Annotated in this window: 15 protein-coding genes and 1 pseudogene; 6 read left to right on the forward strand and 10 right to left on the reverse strand. The window is 40.3% G+C overall.

Annotation, left to right across the window (positions count from 1 at the left end):
* Positions 1–171: 171 nt before the first annotated feature.
* The 7 genes from AC1TO4_RS16675 to AC1TO4_RS16705 form a co-directional block, all read right to left on the reverse strand.
* Positions 172–621, reverse strand: coding sequence for a site-2 protease family protein (locus AC1TO4_RS16675; protein ID WP_482106247.1), 450 nt, complete (start codon positions 619–621; stop codon positions 172–174).
* Between the two features lie 765 nt (positions 622–1386).
* Positions 1387–2577: a DUF4097 family beta strand repeat-containing protein gene (locus tag AC1TO4_RS16680; protein WP_482106248.1), complete on the reverse strand. Its 1191-nt coding sequence runs from the start codon at positions 2575–2577 to the stop codon at positions 1387–1389.
* An 85-nt stretch (positions 2578–2662) separates the two neighbouring features.
* The gene (gene uvrA / locus AC1TO4_RS16685) at positions 2663–5536 is read right to left on the reverse strand and encodes an excinuclease ABC subunit UvrA (RefSeq protein ID WP_482106249.1); all 2874 of its coding nucleotides are present in this window, start codon (positions 5534–5536) and stop codon (positions 2663–2665) included.
* Positions 5537–5542: 6 nt separating this feature from the next.
* The gene (uvrB, locus tag AC1TO4_RS16690; protein WP_482106250.1) at positions 5543–7525 is read right to left on the reverse strand and encodes an excinuclease ABC subunit UvrB; all 1983 of its coding nucleotides are present in this window, start codon (positions 7523–7525) and stop codon (positions 5543–5545) included.
* Between the two features lie 153 nt (positions 7526–7678).
* Entirely contained in the window at positions 7679–7915 is a 237-nt protein-coding gene (locus AC1TO4_RS16695; protein WP_482103283.1) for an IDEAL domain-containing protein, read from the reverse strand.
* Positions 7916–8054: 139 nt separating this feature from the next.
* A complete protein-coding gene (locus tag AC1TO4_RS16700) occupies positions 8055–9266 on the reverse strand; it encodes an ABC transporter permease (protein WP_482106251.1) in 1212 nt (403 codons plus the stop codon).
* Positions 9250–9999 carry an ABC transporter ATP-binding protein gene (locus tag AC1TO4_RS16705; RefSeq protein ID WP_482106252.1) on the reverse strand — a complete coding sequence of 250 codons (750 nt, stop codon included), beginning with the start codon at positions 9997–9999 and terminating at the stop codon, positions 9250–9252. The genes AC1TO4_RS16700 and AC1TO4_RS16705 overlap by 17 nt, the downstream gene beginning before the upstream one ends.
* 119 nt (positions 10000–10118) lie before the next feature.
* Between AC1TO4_RS16705 and AC1TO4_RS16710 the strand changes: the two genes are divergently transcribed.
* The 5 genes and pseudogenes from AC1TO4_RS16710 (at position 10119) to AC1TO4_RS16730 (ending at position 12738) form a co-directional block, all read left to right on the forward strand.
* Entirely contained in the window at positions 10119–10544 is a 426-nt protein-coding gene (locus AC1TO4_RS16710) for an HIT family protein (protein ID WP_482103280.1), read from the forward strand.
* Between the two features lie 112 nt (positions 10545–10656).
* A complete protein-coding gene (locus AC1TO4_RS16715) occupies positions 10657–11181 on the forward strand; it encodes a tryptophan transporter (protein ID WP_482106253.1) in 525 nt (174 codons plus the stop codon).
* Between the two features lie 126 nt (positions 11182–11307).
* Positions 11308–11670, forward strand: coding sequence for a YtxH domain-containing protein (locus AC1TO4_RS16720; RefSeq protein ID WP_482103278.1), 363 nt, complete (start codon positions 11308–11310; stop codon positions 11668–11670).
* Between the two features lie 213 nt (positions 11671–11883).
* Positions 11884–12391, forward strand: a pseudogene (locus AC1TO4_RS16725) (HTH-type transcriptional regulator Hpr); the annotation flags it as partial.
* A gap of 161 nt (positions 12392–12552) precedes the next feature.
* Positions 12553–12738 carry a hypothetical protein gene (locus AC1TO4_RS16730; protein WP_482103277.1) on the forward strand — a complete coding sequence of 62 codons (186 nt, stop codon included), beginning with the start codon at positions 12553–12555 and terminating at the stop codon, positions 12736–12738.
* 83 nt (positions 12739–12821) lie between these two features.
* Here the strand turns inward: AC1TO4_RS16730 and AC1TO4_RS16735 are convergent, their stop codons facing one another.
* Positions 12822–12914 carry a YjcZ family sporulation protein gene (locus tag AC1TO4_RS16735; RefSeq protein ID WP_179393195.1) on the reverse strand — a complete coding sequence of 31 codons (93 nt, stop codon included), beginning with the start codon at positions 12912–12914 and terminating at the stop codon, positions 12822–12824.
* Between the two features lie 145 nt (positions 12915–13059).
* Between AC1TO4_RS16735 and AC1TO4_RS16740 the strand changes: the two genes are divergently transcribed.
* A complete protein-coding gene (locus AC1TO4_RS16740; RefSeq protein WP_482106254.1) occupies positions 13060–13938 on the forward strand; it encodes a peptidylprolyl isomerase in 879 nt (292 codons plus the stop codon).
* Positions 13939–14057: 119 nt separating this feature from the next.
* Here AC1TO4_RS16740 and yhaM read toward each other — a convergent pair whose 3' ends face one another.
* Positions 14058–14996: a 3'-5' exoribonuclease YhaM gene (gene yhaM / locus AC1TO4_RS16745; RefSeq protein ID WP_482106255.1), complete on the reverse strand. Its 939-nt coding sequence runs from the start codon at positions 14994–14996 to the stop codon at positions 14058–14060.
* The gene (locus AC1TO4_RS16750; RefSeq protein ID WP_482106256.1) at positions 14993–17896 is read right to left on the reverse strand and encodes an ATP-binding protein; all 2904 of its coding nucleotides are present in this window, start codon (positions 17894–17896) and stop codon (positions 14993–14995) included. The genes yhaM and AC1TO4_RS16750 overlap by 4 nt, the downstream gene beginning before the upstream one ends.
* Positions 17897–17901: the final 5 nt, after the last annotated feature.

Consider the following 17901-nt stretch of genomic DNA (forward strand, 5'->3'; position numbering starts at 1 on the left):
ACGTTACAATTACTGAACCGCAAGTCTCCTAATCCAACAAATAACTCGATCCAAAACCAGGCGCTGCATTTTTTTAAAAAAACATGAGTTGCGTCTTTTTTAGTGTTGCCATTTTTGCGAAGTTTGGAGTTTTATTTTCATGGGAGTTGAATAAGGAAGTTCGCACCATCCTTAATTATTGTTATACAATTCAACTATTCTTTTCCCATCGGTTTTTCCAATAATAGTAGTTAGGGGAACGAGGTTGATAACCACGTTAAAATAAGATACAAAAATGAAACTATCTAAATAGTTACGAAAAACCCAAAATTCATATCCTGTAAACAAATCTAAGATCAACGCAGACAAAAAATTAAAAATTACTCCACCCAAGAAAAAAAATAATTTTTGTTTCTTACTAAATACCTCCTCATTTTCGGAAACAACCCTTCCTCCTGCGAAATAAGCTTTCTTAATAGAAAACGCCTTGACTTTCCATAATGTCTCTCCATTACCTATGGCAAATTCTTTTATTTTCCCTCCAAATAATTTGATAAAAAAAGCGTGACCAGACTCGTGAATTAGTGCAATAAAAGGAAAAATAAATAAGCCAATTATTACGAAGTTTATTAAAAAGTCCATCTTTTAACCCCCTTTATAATCTCCACGAGAATACGGAGTGAATATTCAATAATTTTATCACTAACCTGCACCGTTAGTTTAAGTGAACACTTTCACAATCTTATATTGATTTTAACATAAATAACCAGTGCCGTTATTATATAGGTAAATCCATTTTCCATATTCATTAACGATTAATCAACCTTTTCCTTTAACAGAGTTAATAAAACAAACCGCACTTCTAGTTATCCTTTTAATGAAAGTAATTGAAATGCGAAATACGCTTGCCTAAATAGACCAACCAGCGCAGGCGCATCTTCGTGGTAGCCGAAGCGATAAGACGGAAAGTGCTCTTCTTTCCGGCTTATCGCGAGAGGCATCCACAAAGCGGCGAAGCGGTAATAGTGGAATTACTAATTCTATCCATGTATTGGCACTGTCGTTAAATGCATTCACTCAGTTGATGTACAATATTCGATATTTCAACCTAAATAGTAGTGAATTAAATAGGTTTCAGGCCTAATCCCCGATAAAGAAATGCGATCTCTAAATAGAACATCCAGCGCAGGCGCGTCTACGTGGTAGCCGGAGCGATAAGACTGAAAGCGCTCTCCTTTCCGGCTTATCGCGGGAGGCATCCCCAAAGCGGCGAAGCGGTATTAGCAGCAATTCTAATTCGCTCAATAAATTCAATTCACTCATTAATATTCTTTTAATTTAAAAAAGAACAGCTGTAGCACCTATAAACGGGTGCAACAACTGTTCCTTTTAGTCACTCTGGTTGATCTATTCTTTTTTCGCATTATAACAAACAAGCACAGAACCCGTTTTTGCTTCACCAAAGATATGAAGGGGTGATGTATTTCCTTCCACGTCTTTCTTAAAGCGTATTGTCCGTTGCAACAATTGTTCTAGCTCAACAGTCCGATTGACATCATCCAATTGAAGGTCAAGGCGACCCATGTTGGACGCGATTTCACCTGATAAGGCAGAACCAGCGGGAATATAAATTTCAACCGATCCGCTCATTGTTTTTGCTTCAATTTTTTCTGCGGCAGGATCCGTTGTTGTAACAACGACATGTCCGTTTAGCGATTGTGCTTCTACATCTTTAACAGCCCCGTCGATATACACACGGCCATTCAGTGTTTCCGCTTCAATCGTATTACCCGTAACGCTGTTTAATGCAATTGCACCATTCACCGTTTCAAATTCACCGTTTTTAAACGTCAATTCTGCAATCTCAATTTTCCCATTTGCAGTCTTTACACGCACTTTATCCGCTGTTGCGTCTTTCATCTTAAACGAACCGTTCATCAATTGGACCGATATTTTTGCATAGTCTTTTTTCGGGATATATAATTCAACATTCACTTGTGCCATTTTCATATCACTTGAAAGTCTAATTTTCCCTTCATCGTTAACGAACAACAATTTTTCAAGAAAATCTTTTTTGGCTTTTTCTTCTGATTCACTATTATAACTTTTAACCGTAAAGTCTGCGCGAACTTCTTCCGTTTCACCAGTGTGAATTGTTACTTTACCATTGTCGACATCAATCACTACTTTATCGATACCGCTAGCATTCTTGGCCATCGTATGGGTGAATGTTTGAGAATTTCCAAACGGTGAATCGAATTCAAATGTTTTCACTTTTTGTACGGCAGTCTGCATGAATTGCATAAACCTGTCCCCAACATTAGAGAAATCTTTTCGTAAATCCTCAAGGAATTCATCCATTGAAGGATGTCCCTGTTCCTTATTCTCAGCGTTTGGTTCTACTTTTTCGAACGGATCAACCTTATCCTGTTTTTGGCTCAAAGGTTCTTCGTTAGACTCATATGTTTTCTTTTCAATTGGTTGTGCAGTTGCTGGTTGGTTCGTCTGTCCCAATGTTTCTAGAAGTGTCAATGCTTCGTCAGTCGTGATTGTACCGTTTTCCAACATTGTTAAAATCCGTTTCCGTTCAGTTTGCATAATTACTCCTCCTAGTATGGTGGTGATTCGGATTTCTCCGTAAATTTACATCTAAGTATATATACGAACAGATGTAAAAAAAGTTTCATTTCACAACTTTTTCAGCATCCTCAATCATAATCTCCATCCTTTTTCTTTCCCGTTCAAGAATCGGTTTTAAATAGTATCCTGTATAGGAATCGCTAGATTCAGCTACTTTTTCAGGAGTACCTGTCGCAATAACTTTCCCGCCTTTGTCACCGCCCTCAGGACCTATATCAATAATGTAATCAACGGTTTTTATCACATCAAGATTGTGTTCAATTACCAACACAGTATTGCCCGTATCCACAAGTCTCTGTAACACAACTAGTAATTTGGCAATATCATGGACATGCAAACCGGTGGTCGGCTCATCAAGGATATAAAACGACTTTCCGTTTGAGCGTTTATGCAATTCAGATGCCAGTTTCACACGTTGTGCCTCACCACCTGACAATGTTGTCGCAGGCTGTCCAAGCTTTATATAACCTAGCCCCACATCTACAATTGTTTGAAGTTTACGGTTTATCTTTGGAATGTTTTCAAAGTACAATAATGCGTCATCCACCGTCATCGCTAGAACATCCGCAATGTTTTTCCCTTTATATGTTACTTCCAGTGTTTCACGATTATATCGTTTTCCGTGACAAACCTCACATGGTACATAAACGTCTGGTAAGAAGTGCATTTCTATTTTAATAATCCCATCACCGCGGCACGCTTCACAGCGACCACCCTTAACGTTGAAGCTGAAACGACCTTTTTTATATCCCCGAACTTTTGCCTCATTCGTCGATGCAAAAACATCCCGGACATCATCGAACATGCCCGTGTAGGTCGCAGGATTGGACCTAGGCGTACGTCCGATTGGCGATTGATCAATTTCAATAACTTTTTCAAGTTCCTCAAGACCAGTTACAGTTTTATATTGTCCCGGCTTCTGCTTTGATCTGTTCAGTTTCTGGGCAAGTACTTTATAGAGTACTTCATTGACTAGTGAACTTTTCCCTGAACCTGAGACGCCTGTAACCGCTATAAATTGCCCTAGCGGAATATCTACATTTACATTTTTTAAATTATTTTCAGAAGCGCCCTTAATAACGACTTCACGGCCATCAGGTTTACGTCGTTCCAAAGGCAGCTGTATGAATTTTTTGCCACTTAGATACTGACCTGTCAGTGATTTCGGATCATTCATCACGTGTTCAGGCGTACCCGCAGAAACGATTTCTCCGCCTGCGACACCTGCACCTGGTCCTATATCTATCAAATAATCGGCCGCCATCATAGTATCCTCATCATGTTCAACGACGATTAGTGTGTTGCCAATATCACGCATACTTTTAAGTGTACTAATCAGCCTATCATTATCACGTTGGTGGAGTCCTATTGATGGTTCATCCAAAATGTAGAGGACACCTGTCAGTCTCGACCCAATTTGTGTTGCCAATCGAATTCGTTGCGCTTCTCCTCCAGAAAGAGTTCCCGCTGCTCTTGAAAGCGACAAGTAGTCGAGTCCTACATTAATAAGGAATCCAATCCGCTCTTCGATTTCTCGTAAAATGAGTTTCGCGATTTGTGTATCTTTTTCAGATAGTACAAGGTTTTTGAAAAACCGGTCTGCTTCAACAATGGAGAGTTCCGTCACTTTCCCGATATGGACATCGTTTACTTTGACCGCGAGTGATTCCTTTTTCAATCGATAACCTGCACACGTAGGGCATGGTCGCTGTGACATGTACTTCTCCATTTGTTCACGTATATAATCAGATGATGTTTCCTTAAAACGGCGTTCCACATTTGCTAAAACACCTTCAAAATAAATGTTGTTATCCCGCGTTCCCCCGAATTCGTTTGTATAACGGAATCGGATCTTTTCATCGTCTGAACCATTTAATAGTTTATCAAGGTCGTCCTGTGCTAATTCACTAACCGGCACATTCATGGCTATACCAAAATGATCTGCGACAGTTTTTAAAAGTTCCGGATAGTATTGAGAACTTGTCGGAGCCCATGGAACAATTGCATTATCTTTTAAGGTAAGTGTTAGATCTGGTATCACTAACTCCGGATCTACCTCTTGCTTTGTCCCTAGCCCGTCACATTCCTGACAAGCACCAAACGGACTATTGAACGAAAACATTCTCGGTTCCAATTCACCAATTGAAAACCCGCATAATGGACAAGCATGGTGTTCACTAAACAGGATTTCTTCTCCATCCATAACGTCAACCATTACAGTTCCTTCAGCGAGCCGAAGAGCCGATTCAAGAGAGTCACTCAGACGCGGTGCTATGTCTTCCTTAATGACAATCCGGTCAATGACGACTTCTATTGTATGCTTCTTGTTTTTGTTCAATTCGATATTGTCATCCAAGTCAATGATTTCACCATTTACACGTATACGCACGTAACCTTGTTTCTTTATATCTTCAATCAGTTTGACATGCGTTCCCTTTCGACCCGAAACAATCGGTGCAAGCACTTGAATTCGTGCACGATCTGGCAGTTTCATCAGATGATCGACCATTTGCTCAATTGTCTGCGATGAGATTTCTGTTCCATGAATTGGACAGATTGGTTTCCCTACACGTGCATAGAGAAGTCGTAGATAATCATATATTTCAGTTGCAGTTCCGACAGTAGAACGAGGATTACGACTTGTCGTTTTCTGATCTATTGAAATCGCGGGCGATAGCCCTTCAATAACATCAACGTCAGGCTTGTCCATTTGTCCTAAAAACTGTCTGGCATAAGAGGACAAGGATTCAACGTACCTTCTTTGCCCTTCAGCGTAAATTGTATCGAAAGCAAGTGAAGATTTCCCGGAACCGGAAAGGCCGGTCATAACGACCAGTTGATCACGAGGAATCTTCACATCTATATTTTTCAAGTTATGCGCACGTGCGCCCTGTATGACAATTTCTTTATTTTTCATAAAATCCTACCTTTCAGACTTCAACTCCAAGATCGTATCCCTTATTTCAGCAGCACGTTCGAAGTCGAGTGCTTTTGCAGCTTCTTTCATCTCTTTCTCCAGAGTTACTAATAGTGTCATTTTTTCGTCCTTCGTCAGTTTCTTGCCTTGTGTCACCTTTTCTAGATAAGTAATTGCTTCTTCAGATACGAGCGTTGCACGGATGACGTCGCGAATTTCTTTCTTGATAGTTGTCGGTGTTATGCCATGTTTCACGTTATATTCTCTTTGAATATCACGGCGTCGACGGGTTTCATCAATCGCTTTCGTCATGGAATCCGTCATTCGGTCGGCATACAGGATGACGTGACCATTCGAATTACGTGCTGCACGCCCCATCGTCTGGATGAGTGCACGCTCGGAACGAAGGAATCCTTCCTTATCCGCGTCTAGAATCACAACAAGTGATACTTCCGGAATATCGATTCCTTCTCTCAAAAGGTTAATGCCGATTAGCACGTCATATGTTCCAATTCTCAGTTCCCGAATGATTTCAATTCGTTCAAGCGTCTTGATCTCAGAATGAAGATACTGTACTTTTATACCAATTTCTTTTAGGTAGTCAGTTAAATCCTCTGACATTTTCTTCGTCAATGTCGTAATTAGTACCCGTTCGTTATTTTTCGTCCGTTCTCTAATTTGACCAATCAAGTCATCTATTTGTCCATTAATTGGACGGACTTCAATCGTCGGATCCAGTAGACCTGTTGGACGAATAATTTGTTGAATCATTTCGGGTGTATGTTCAATTTCGTAAGGACCGGGTGTTGCAGAAACATAAATAGCTTCATGTACATGACCTTCAAATTCCTGGAAAGTCAGCGGCCTGTTGTCAAGCGCTGAAGGTAAACGAAAACCATGTTCCACAAGTACTTTCTTCCTTGCCTGGTCACCGTTATACATTCCACGTATTTGAGGAAGTGAGACATGACTTTCATCTACAATGACTAGGAAATCATCTGGGAAATAGTCAAGGAGAGTGTAGGGTGTTGCCCCCGGCGGACGAAGTGTCAAATGGCGGGAATAGTTCTCTATACCAGAACAGAAGCCCATTTCCCTCATCATTTCAAGGTCATATCGCGTCCTCTGTTCAAGGCGCTGCGCTTCTAAAAGCTTATCTTGACTACGGAATTCTTTCAAACGTTCTTCTAGTTCTATTTCAATATTTTCAATTGCCTTTACCATTTTGTCATCACCCGTAACGAAATGGGATGCTGGAAAAATGGCAACGTGTTCTCGTTCACCCAGGATTTCACCAGTAAGTGAATCCACTTCACGAATGCGTTCAATTTCATCGCCAAAAAACTCGATGCGGAGGCATTGTTCGTCCTGTGAAGCTGGCAAAAGTTCGACAACATCGCCGCGCACCCTGAAAGTACCGCGTGTAAAACTTACATCATTCCGTTCGTATTGAATATCTACAAATTTACGGAGCAACTCATTGCGTCCAATCTCCATTCCCGGTCGCAGCGATACTACATGTTCATTATATTCTGTTGGGGAACCGAGACCATAAATACATGAGACGGAAGCGACGATTAGTACATCATTCCGTTCGAATAAAGAAGATGTAGCTGAGTGTCGCAACTTATCAATTTCATCGTTTATACTTGAGTCTTTTTCAATGAAGGTATCTGTATGAGCGATGTATGCTTCCGGCTGATAGTAATCATAGAAACTGACAAAGTACTCAACAGCGTTATCAGGGAAAAACTCTTTAAATTCACTATATAATTGACCAGCAAGTGTTTTGTTGTGGGCAATGACAAGTGTTGGTTTATTAATTTCTGTTAAGACATTCGAGACTGTGAATGTTTTTCCGGTTCCAGTTGCACCGAGTAAAGTCTGGTGCTTCTCTCCCCGTTCATGACCCTCCAAAAGCTTCGCAATTGCATACGGCTGATCGCCTTGCGGAGTGTAAGGGGCTTGCAAATTAAATTTTTGGTTCATCGAAGTCACTCCCATATATACTACTTCTATCTTATCACTTTACCCATCTTTTGACGAGCAAAAAGCGAACATACGTTTTTTGATGGATTTATTTTCTAATTAAAGCGAAAAAAACGCTGCATGTCTATTCAACATGTAGCGTCAACTCACTTTTCAATCATTCTCTTCAATTTTAACAAGTCTTTCTGAATACAATAAGAAGGCGCTTTCATCCCGACAATCGAGTGCTGCATCAATTAAAACCGCGAGTCGATACTTCGTCTGCTCCCTGTGTAAATGTTTTAAGAAAAGATCCAAATAAATTTCATTCAACAACTTTTCCGCTTGAAGCGAAGAACTGTTTTTTCCGACGGCCTTCAAAAACTCGGCATATGAATAGTTGTTCTCCATCGCTCTCACCCCTGATGCCTTTTATATAGTATATCTAATTTCAGAGAGAAGTTGCAAGGGTTTTTTGAATATTCTATTTTTAATCTTTCGCAAAAGATAAATCCCGTCTGCAGTTACTTACAAACGGGATGAATTGACCTTATTCGTCTTCCTTCTTTTCCCCAGTCAATCTAATAGTAGCTTCAGAAGTAATGAGAATGACAGCCCCTACTAGAAATGGTATTGTCGAGACTCCATAAAGATATAGGGAAGCAACTGTAACAACTGCTGCTTGAATCCATTGAACCGAACGAACGATTTTCCTAATTGAGCCAGGTCGCGTGTCTTCCTTCTCAGGAAACAGCATATCCATTCGGAAATCATCCCCCGCCCGCAATGCATAAATAAGCTGAACTGCCGAGGCAAATGCAAGCGCCCCTGAGAAAATGAATACAACGATTGGGAATGGAATGAATATTGCACCAAGTGTTGAAATTACAGTCAACCTCACCCATAACCAAAAAATATCATCGGTTCGAATAAATGTACGCTTAATCAGGTAGGTCTGTGAAACACTCTTGCCGAAAGTGGGAGAACCTGTTATAAATCCAAGCCAACCTCTTCTACTAACGGATCCTTTCAGATGCGGAACGTCCGTAAAGTAGTTAGCGAACCGGTAAAACCGCATCATACGATTCTGTTCAAGTGAAATAAAGTGATCGTATGGGAAAGGCTTTACCATCCTCTTTTTCCGCCAGTAGAAATTGTACATTCCGATAAGGACTGCAATAACTGGAATGTAAAGGAAACTTCCCACAAGGAAAGCATAAATAAGTATTCCCGCCAATAAAAACCGCACGGCCCTGTCCAACCAGACCTTATCTCCTTCTAAAACATGTCTAAAATTATATTCCGACTCAACGAATGCCCACTTAATAAGCACTATGAAGATTGCGATGGCGATGAATTCTGTTTTCGTTCCAGTACCCGTGGCAGAAAGTAACGGGAGTGCCACTATATAAAGAATAAAAGGCAATGGCAATTGTGAGAAAAAGCTCCAACTTAAAGATCGTTTTATATAAGAACCTAGTTTAATTTCTAGCGGCAAAAAGTATACTGTATCTGCCGGTTTCAAGAGTGTCACGGGTGGCGATATAGCAAGGACAGCACCAAGTAAGACAGCCGTCAGTAGAGCCGCTGGAAAGTCTGCTGGCACTTCTTTTAGCCACTCACTATACGTGTATCCCCCCGCTCCAATTGTAAAAACAAGAACAATTGCCAAGTGTCCCGTAAATACATACTTCAAATACTTTTGAAGTTCGGTTATATAATGGACGAACCGAGAACCCCATATTTCACGCAAATTGTTCATTGTCATGATCCTCTGTCATCGCAATATACAAGTCATCCAATGATGCTCCTGGTCGTCCGAATGCTTTTCTCAAGTCATCCATCGTCCCTTCCGCCCGCACTCGTCCTTCGTGCAGCAAAATGATCCTGTCGCAATGTTTTTCCGCGGTCGACAAAACATGGGTCGACATGAGGATGGAAGCCCCGTTTTCTGTTCTTTCCGTCATCTGTTCCAACAGAGATTTGATAGCAATCGGATCAAGACCTACAAATGGCTCATCAATAATATATAAAGAAGGATTAACGAGAAATGCACACATAATCATTACTTTTTGGCGCATCCCTTTTGAAAAATGTGCAGGAAACCAGTTTAAACGCTTCTCCATACGGAATTCTTTCAATAACTCACCCGAACGAGCATCAAACACTTCTTTATCAAGACCGTACGCCATTGCCGTTAACTCCAGATGCTCCTTGAGCGTCAACTCTTCATAAAGAATTGGCGTTTCTGGAATATAAGTGAACGCCTTTCTATACTTCTCGGAATCCTCGCTGAACGTCACCCCATTCACTCGGATTTCTCCGCTATGGGGATTCATCAATCCAATAATATGTTTAATAGTCGTACTTTTACCCGCCCCATTGAGCCCAATTAGACCTACTAGCTCACCTTGTCCGATGTTAAAGGATAAATCATGCAGGACAGGCTTGCGTGTATAGCCTCCTGATACGTCTTTCAATTCAAGAATTTCCATACCCAACCTCCATTCTTCAATTCATTTTAGCAAAATACTGTGCAAAAAGCTTTCTACTTCATGCAGCTGCTAGTTAAAAATATGCTACACTTGTCCCATTCATGAAAAGGAGTGACGAAATGACTGCATGTATTTTTTGTAAAATCATTGAAGGCACCATCCCTAGCGTCAAAATCTATGAAGATGAGCACGTAATCGCTTTCATGGATATTATGCCTGTAACGAAAGGGCATACCCTAATCATCCCTAAAACACATCGCGAAAACATCTATGATTTAACTTCGGAAGAAGCGGCCCAGCTGTTTTCGGTTGTTCCGAAAATTGCCAACGCACTAAAAGATGAATTCAAACCTTCAGGAATGAATTTACTCCAAAACAATGGTGCCCCCGCCGGTCAAGCCGTGTTTCACTTTCACTTGCACCTAATCCCTCGTTACGATGAAACGGATGGGTTCCAACCGACATTTGAGACAAATGAAGCAGAATCAGACAAAGAACGCATTCAGGAAATTGCACAAAGCATCCGCACAAAGTTGAGAAGTTAAGCTTGCAAAGTTTCTGAAAACAGTGTAATATTTGTAATAAGTTTTTCGTTGCCGATCATGAGGATACGTCAAGAAAAACTAAAATACTAGATGAGCCGAGGAGAGATTAGAAATGAAAACAAAAAATCTTGTGTTGATGTCATTATTGACTGCTGTGGGTACTGCATTATATTTAATCATTCCCCCAATTGCCGGTGGAATGAAGCCTGATTTCATGCTAACAATGATGTTTATTGGCATATTGTTATTTCCGGAAGTACGTAGTGTATTTTTACTAGGAATGACAAATGGTATCCTATCTGGAATGTTTTCATCCCTTCCAGGAAGTCTAATCCCGAATGTTATCGATAAATTAGTAACTGCATTTGTAGTCTATCTGGTTATTATCGCCTTCAAAAAGATTGCTAGCAACCTAGTAGCTGCTACTGTCGTTGCAGGGCTAGGTACATTATTATCAGGAACTATTTTCCTTTCAGTCGCAATTTTCATATTCAACATAAATCTACCATTTTCAGTTTTATTCCTAACAGTTGTACTTCCAGCTGTTGCAATGAACGCAGTTGCCTTTTTCCTGATCTATCCAATCGTTACAAACTTGGTAAAACGATCTTCGTTCAAAACTGCATTATCCAATTAAAATGACTACTCAAGCTTTCTGTCTACAAGAGGAAAGCTTTTTTTGATTGCTCAGAAACCTTATAAGTGTTTTAATTAAACTATAGCAAGGAATACTATTCATATACAGGAAGGAGTGCATTTTAGAATGAAAGCATCTACATTTTTCACCGGACTAGCAGCAGGTTCAGTCGCGGCTGCGGTTACGGTATTATATTCAACACCGCAATCAGGAAGACAACTACGAACATCTGTAAAAAGCGCTTCCAGCGACATGAAAGAGATGTTTAAAGATGTAAAAGTTAAAGTTGCTGATTTAAAAGAATCCATTTCACATTTGAAGAAAGAATCACGTGAAACTGTTCCCTCTGCAATTGAAGGGATAAATGATTCTGTTGAAAAATGGCAACAGTCTACTGAGCCAAATAGAGAACGGATGGAGAAAGAAATTGCTGCAATCCAAACCGCTCTTGAAGAACTCGAACAGACTATCGCGGCACAACAAAAATAAATTTAAATCCAATAATGCAGTCAGATTCTCACTTGAAGACTACGCTTTGCAGGTCTTTTTCGTGTGATTGTGACTGCGTTTTTTTCTTTTTACTGCTATTTCCCACTAAAGTTATTATCTAATTAAAAGTTTTTTTGCAATTCTTACTTTTTTCTTCTTTGCTTTCCTGCTATAATAAAAAGAAGCGTAAAAAAATAGGAAGTAGGTGTTACAATGGCAGATCAAAGATATTCACCAAAAGAAGCAATGATTTTCAGTCAAAGGGTTGCGCAGATGTCAAAAGCACTTTGGAAAGCTGTTGAAAAAGATTGGCAACAGTGGATAAAACCTTATGACTTGAATATTAATGAACATCATATTTTATGGATTTCCTACCATCTTCAAGGAGCTACAATTTCCGATATAGCTAAATTTGGAGTTATGCATGTATCGACCGCATTCAACTTTTCGAAGAAGTTAGAAACACGGGGTTATTTGCGCTTTTATAAAAAAGACGATGACCGACGTAATACATATGTAGCAGTGACAGATGAAGGTGAAAGACTCATACTCGAAATGAACGAAAACTACTATAACACCAACCATGGTATTTTGGAGGGCTCTCTGCCGATAAAAAATCTTTACGGCAAATTCCCGGAATTCCTGGAGGTCATGTCTGTGGTTAAAAATATTTATGGTGAGGATTTCATGGAAATCTTTGAACGCGGTTTTGAAAATATTAAAGATGCTTATGATGATTCCACAGGCGAAATGATTGCAGTTAGTCAAACAAAAGATTCCGAAGAATCTAAAAGCCCAGTATTTTCCTCAGAGGAAAATTAATTTCATTTTATACTCACTTCTGCTATGATTACCTTGGTACGTTAAAGGGGAGGAATAGATTTGATCCTATTTATCACAATTCTGTTCTCATTATTCTATCTGTTTCAGATCAATAAAATGACATATGCGCTTTGCGAGTCCAAAGAGATTCCCGAGGAAAAGCAACCGAAAATATACACGACCGTAAACGTTCTTGTAACAATACTGATTGTGTCATTTTACCTAGAAATTCTGTTACAAGTATAAAAAAAGTCCACTCCCTTTTGTACGGGAATGGACTTTTTTCATTTTGAAGCTTCTGACACTAGCGATTTAACGCTTTTCTCATCTTAGTAAACGAAGGCTGCACCGACAATGATTAGTAAGATGAACAATACAACAATCAACGCAAAGCCCGAAGAACCCTGGTTATATCCGCTCATAAGAGCACCCCCTCTCTCTCTATGTATCCTATGCGGAATCATTGAGCCTTTGTAGGCAGATTATCCGAGGGGAACCTTTTTGTTTTAGAATCGTTTTATGATATAGTATCTACTGTTGCACATAAAAGTTAGGGGAGATTTCAAAATGAAAAAAACTGTTTTAGCACTTACAATGGCTGCATCTGTTCTTGTACTTTCAGCATGTAGTGACAAGAATACTGATGAGGAAATCATTGCTACTTCTAATAATGGCGATATTACAAAAGCAGATTTATATGATGAAATGAAAGATGCAATTGGAATCCGAGTTGTTGAAAACCTAATTCTCCAACAAGCGATTGAAAGTGAATATAAAGTTTCAGATGAAGAAGTAAAAGAAGCGATTGCATCACAGAAAGAACAATATGGTGATAGCTTTGAAATGTACCTATTGCAAAATGGCATGACAGAAGAGTTCTTCGATAAAAATGTTAAATCCCAATTGATTCAACAAAAAATGATTGAATCCATTGAAGTAAGTGATGAAGAAATCAATGAAGGTATTGCTAACAAGAAAAAAGAAGTCAATGCACGTCATATTTTAGTAAAAGATAAAAAGACGGCAGACGAAGTTCTTGTTAAATTGAAAGACGGTGGTGATTTCGCGGAACTTGCGAAAGAATACTCCACTGAAGAAGTTGCACAAGAAACAGGTGGCGATTTAGGTTGGTTCGGACCTGGTAAAATGGTACCTGAATTTGAAGAAGCCGCATTCGCACTTAAAAAAGGAGAAATCAGTGAGCCTGTAAAATCAAGCTTCGGTTTCCATATCATTGAACTAGTTGACACACGTGAAGCTAAACTTGAGCAAACAGATGAAGAACTCAAGGCAGAAGTCACGGACGGTCTCAAGAAAGTTAAATTCGAAGAGAAACTTGTCAAGCTGTTAAAAGACTCGGAAATCGATATTAAATCGGAAGAGTTTAAAGATGCGCTTGAGGGTTACCTTCCAGCTGAAGAAGAAGCAAAAACTGACAAGAAATAATACATTAGATAAAGTCACTCGGATGGCTTTCAAATAAAGGCATTCGCGACTTTTCATAATTTCATACCCAACGAAAAAAGCTGTCTCCGTATGTGGGAGACAGCTTTTTTCTATACTCATTAGTCAATCGTTGGTTTATAAAACGAACGGTTGTCGAGTGGGAATATTCTTTCAGTGAATTCACCTGGAGCCGTCTTGCCTAATGCACGATTCAACATATTCATCTTCGCGTCAATATTATCGATATAATGAAGAATTTCTGCCTCTTTCAGCATTGGCCGTTTTGGGCTTCCCCATTCTTCCTTACCATGATGAGATAGAACCATATGTTGGAGCAACATGACTTCTTCCCCAGCTATTTCAAGTTCGTCCGCCGCTTTTGAAATTTCAGTGACCATGATTGTTATATGGCCAAGAAGATTTCCTTCAATTGTATATTGTGTTGCAATCGGCCCAGAAAGTTCAATTACCTTCCCTATGTCATGCAATATAATTCCCGCATACAATAAATCTTTATTAAGCGTTGGATATAAATCTGCCAGTGCTTTTCCAAGTTTCAGCATGGAGACGACATGATCAATTAGACCGGAAACATAGTCATGATGATTTCTAGTTGCGGCCGGATATGTCATGAAAGCAGTCTGATGCTTTTTCAGTAAATGACGTGTAATTCGTTGGATTTGCGGATTTTCCATTTCAAAGAAATACTGCATCAATTCTTCGTAAAGGACTTCTTTACTTGTTGCTGATGACGGGACTAGGTCTGCAATTGCTACTCCCTCAGCCTCCTTTACCGGGCGTATGCTTTTGATGCGCAGCTGATTTTTCCCACGGTATTCATGCACTTCCCCGCCAACTTTGACAATCGAAGCTGCGGCATATGTTTGCGCGTGCTCATCTGTCGTATCCCATAGCTTCGCTTCAATATCACCGCTTTTATCTTGCAAGATAAGAGTCATAAACGGTTTACCTTGTGTGGTAACTCCTTTTGTTGATTGCTTAATTAGTAAGAAAATTTCAAGCGGCTCACCTGCATTATATTCTGCAATTTTCTTCATAAGACGTTCACTCCCTGTGCGTTCCCGATATCGGAAACGTTTAATATTGTTGCCTTCTGCCATTTATCCTTCATCGCTTCGTGGCATGTGAAATAAATGAACTGATGCTTGTTTTGTAGATTGTCCAGTAGTTTAATCATACGCGAAAGTCGCTCTCCGTCAAAGTGAACGAACGGATCGTCCATCATTATTGGAAAAGGAGCAGTAACTAGCATAGATTCCGCCAGGGCTAATCGAAGAGATATGTATGCCTGCTCTTTTGTCGCTTGGCTAAGCTCCACAATCGGGTAGCGCATCCCATCCTTCGATAAAACTTCAAAATGCCCAGACTCCGTTACGGTTAGCGATTCATAGTTCCCTCCCGTTAACTCGCAGAACAATTGCTCCGCTACTTCAAGCACTTTAGGCAGCTTTTTTTCTTTCAAATCGAACATCGTACGTTTGATGGCTTCCGAAATCGCTTTGCGTTCAGACCACTTTCGAGAAAGGTCCGTAAGTTCCGATTTTTTCATTTCAAAGAGTTGCAGTTTATGGCTGTAGTTTTCGTCAGTTAAAAGCTGTTCCGTTTTATTGATAAGTGTAGCCTTCTCATTAACAAGAACACTCAACTCCTCATCGATAGATGATTGGGCTGCGGTATTAGACTCCGCTTTTGTTGTCAGGTCCTCTACAGTAGTTACTTCGCTAGGTAGTTCTAGAGGTCCGTGGGTCGCCAATTGCGCCTTTACATCTTCTAGTTGTCCTTGTAACTGAAGTGATTCCTGGTGCATGTCATATGCGTTGTAAAACGCTTCTTCCGTGTCCGTTTTTGCTTCAGCCAGCAAATCCTGCACCTTTCCTTGCAATGAGCCTGCAAGAGCCGACATATCTTTTAATTCCGTTCCTTTGCGTTCCTGGTTGGACTTCAATGACTTCATTGTTTCCGCCCGTTCCTTCAGTTGAATAAGGTCTCTTCTCAAAATCTCATAAATCGCTTCTTGGGGTACTGCTTTCTGCAATGCTCTTTCAACTGCGTCTACTCTTTCCGTCATATGTTGTCGTGTCATTTGTCGGCGTAAGTCAGCATCATTCAAATCTCGGTTAACCTCTTGAACTTCCCGTATCATCCGGAATAATTCCGGGACAATTCCGGTTGATGGCATTTCCTTGAAACCGTATAGCTGTAAAAACTCTGCTAGTTCCAACTCAATTTGCTGTCTAATGGTATATGCATTGTCTAGTTCGTTTTTCAGCGTATGATGCTTTTTCTTAAGCGCTATTAATGCTTCTTTCAACTCTACTGACTTTCGCTTATGCATAAGGATACGCTCTGTGAGTTCTTCCATCTGCCACTCGTTTCCATCATATGCGGCAATTACGCTTTCCATCTCCTGTTGCTTTGAAGCGTTTGAAGTCTGAGTTTCTTTTTTTGGATATAAAAAGAATCCTAGTCCCGCAACAAGAACCCCAGCTACACTAATGATCCATTCTTTTTGGATGAGACCAAAGATGATGAAAACGATAGCAAGTAAGAACAGAAGTATAGGTACCACTAACACTTTCTGTTCAACAGGTCTCCCACCTAGTAAGATGTATGCTTTCGCTTCAGCAAGTTGCTGGCGTATTCTTGGCCAGTTTTGTACACGTTCTAATTCCTCCTCAGAAGGCGCATGACGTTCACTATCACTGATTTCAGATTCTTTATCCGACAACTCATTTTCTAGTTGCACAAGCTGACGATTTATATACCCAATTTGCTGATCACTATCAGTTAGACCGTGGATAATTTTGTGCATCTGTTCTTCCTTTTGAATTGAAACATCTGCCTGGAATAGAGATTGCTCTGCTTCAACTTCCCTGACACCTAGTCTGTCGAGTAGACGTCTTTTTAAACTGGTTAACTGACTCACTTCGTCATCTGCAGCAGCAACCGTAGTTTGCCATCTATGCCACTCAGATTCTTTGGCCAGCAAAACTTCAAGTTCAGTGATGGATTCAGACTCCTGTTTTTCAGGCATGCGTGCCGCCACGATTGCCAATTCTTCTTCCAATCGTTCTATAGACGCTTCGACTTCTGTCAGCTTTCCGACCAGTGTTTCATAACGTCTTATACCCTCTGAAGGAAAGGTTACGTTTCCAAATTGTGAAAGTCGCGCTTCAATAGCTCGTTTTTTTTGAAGGAGGGGGAGCAGTAAACGCATAACAGCAAGCCTCTGTGCATTTTGTGACAGTACTTTTTCCTGGCTTTGTAACTTAGCTAGACGTTCATCAATTTCCTGGATTCGTTCAATCGAAGGTGCATACTCACCTATTTTTTCCTGTTCTTTCTTCAGTTCGATTTCCAAGTCTCGAAGTTCCGCAATTTTAACGTTCATTTGTGGAATTCTACCTGTCTTTTTAAATAACTCCCCCAACTCTTTGTCCATTCGGCCACCAAGCCGCAATAAGGAGTCAACTCCAGTTGTCCCCGACGCAAGAAGAGTTCGGCTTAACTCGTCTTCATCCATTTTCTCGAATCCCTGCAACTGTAAGAGAGAGAACGAAAAGATAGACTCAAATGAAGCGCGGTCGTACTGCCGAAGGAGCATTTTCAACTCCTCGTCTCCGCCCTTCGTTCCATCTTCAAAATAAACAGTGACATCACCAGCGGATTTCCCGCGGATACGCTCGACGATGCATTTTCCATAGATATCATCTAAAAGATGCACTTGACCGCCGTACTTACCGCCCGATTTCGGTTCGTAGCGTAAGAGCACATTGTTTTTCAGTGGGAACCCAAATAAGATATGAAGGATAAACTGCTGAATCGTCGTTTTTCCAGCTTCATTCAACCCATAAAACACAGTAGTGGCTGGACCAAAATCTACAACGACATTTTCGTGTTTGCCAAATCCAAAAATGTTCAGTCTTTCAATTTTCATATAAA

This window comes from Sporosarcina sp. Y838 (assembly GCF_056786515.1).

Bases quoted from the DNA above. Each gene is read 5' to 3' on its own strand.
- AC1TO4_RS16675 (WP_482106247.1), bottom strand. From the start codon at position 621: ATGGACTTTTTAATAAACTTCGTAATAATTGGCTTATTTATTTTTCCT.
- AC1TO4_RS16680 (WP_482106248.1), bottom strand. From the start codon at position 2,577: ATGCAAACTGAACGGAAACGGATTTTAACAATGTTGGAAAACGGTACA.
- uvrA (WP_482106249.1), bottom strand. From the start codon at position 5,536: ATGAAAAATAAAGAAATTGTCATACAGGGCGCACGTGCGCATAACTTG.
- uvrB (WP_482106250.1), bottom strand. From the start codon at position 7,525: ATGAACCAAAAATTTAATTTGCAAGCCCCTTACACTCCGCAAGGCGAT.
- AC1TO4_RS16695 (WP_482103283.1), bottom strand. From the start codon at position 7,915: ATGGAGAACAACTATTCATATGCCGAGTTTTTGAAGGCCGTCGGAAAA.
- AC1TO4_RS16700 (WP_482106251.1), bottom strand. From the start codon at position 9,266: ATGAACAATTTGCGTGAAATATGGGGTTCTCGGTTCGTCCATTATATA.
- AC1TO4_RS16705 (WP_482106252.1), bottom strand. From the start codon at position 9,999: ATGGAAATTCTTGAATTGAAAGACGTATCAGGAGGCTATACACGCAAG.
- AC1TO4_RS16710 (WP_482103280.1), top strand. From the start codon at position 10,119: ATGACTGCATGTATTTTTTGTAAAATCATTGAAGGCACCATCCCTAGC.
- AC1TO4_RS16715 (WP_482106253.1), top strand. From the start codon at position 10,657: ATGAAAACAAAAAATCTTGTGTTGATGTCATTATTGACTGCTGTGGGT.
- AC1TO4_RS16720 (WP_482103278.1), top strand. From the start codon at position 11,308: ATGAAAGCATCTACATTTTTCACCGGACTAGCAGCAGGTTCAGTCGCG.
- AC1TO4_RS16735 (WP_179393195.1), bottom strand. From the start codon at position 12,914: ATGAGCGGATATAACCAGGGTTCTTCGGGCTTTGCGTTGATTGTTGTA.
- AC1TO4_RS16740 (WP_482106254.1), top strand. From the start codon at position 13,060: ATGAAAAAAACTGTTTTAGCACTTACAATGGCTGCATCTGTTCTTGTA.
- yhaM (WP_482106255.1), bottom strand. From the start codon at position 14,996: ATGAAGAAAATTGCAGAATATAATGCAGGTGAGCCGCTTGAAATTTTC.
- AC1TO4_RS16750 (WP_482106256.1), bottom strand. From the start codon at position 17,896: ATGAAAATTGAAAGACTGAACATTTTTGGATTTGGCAAACACGAAAAT.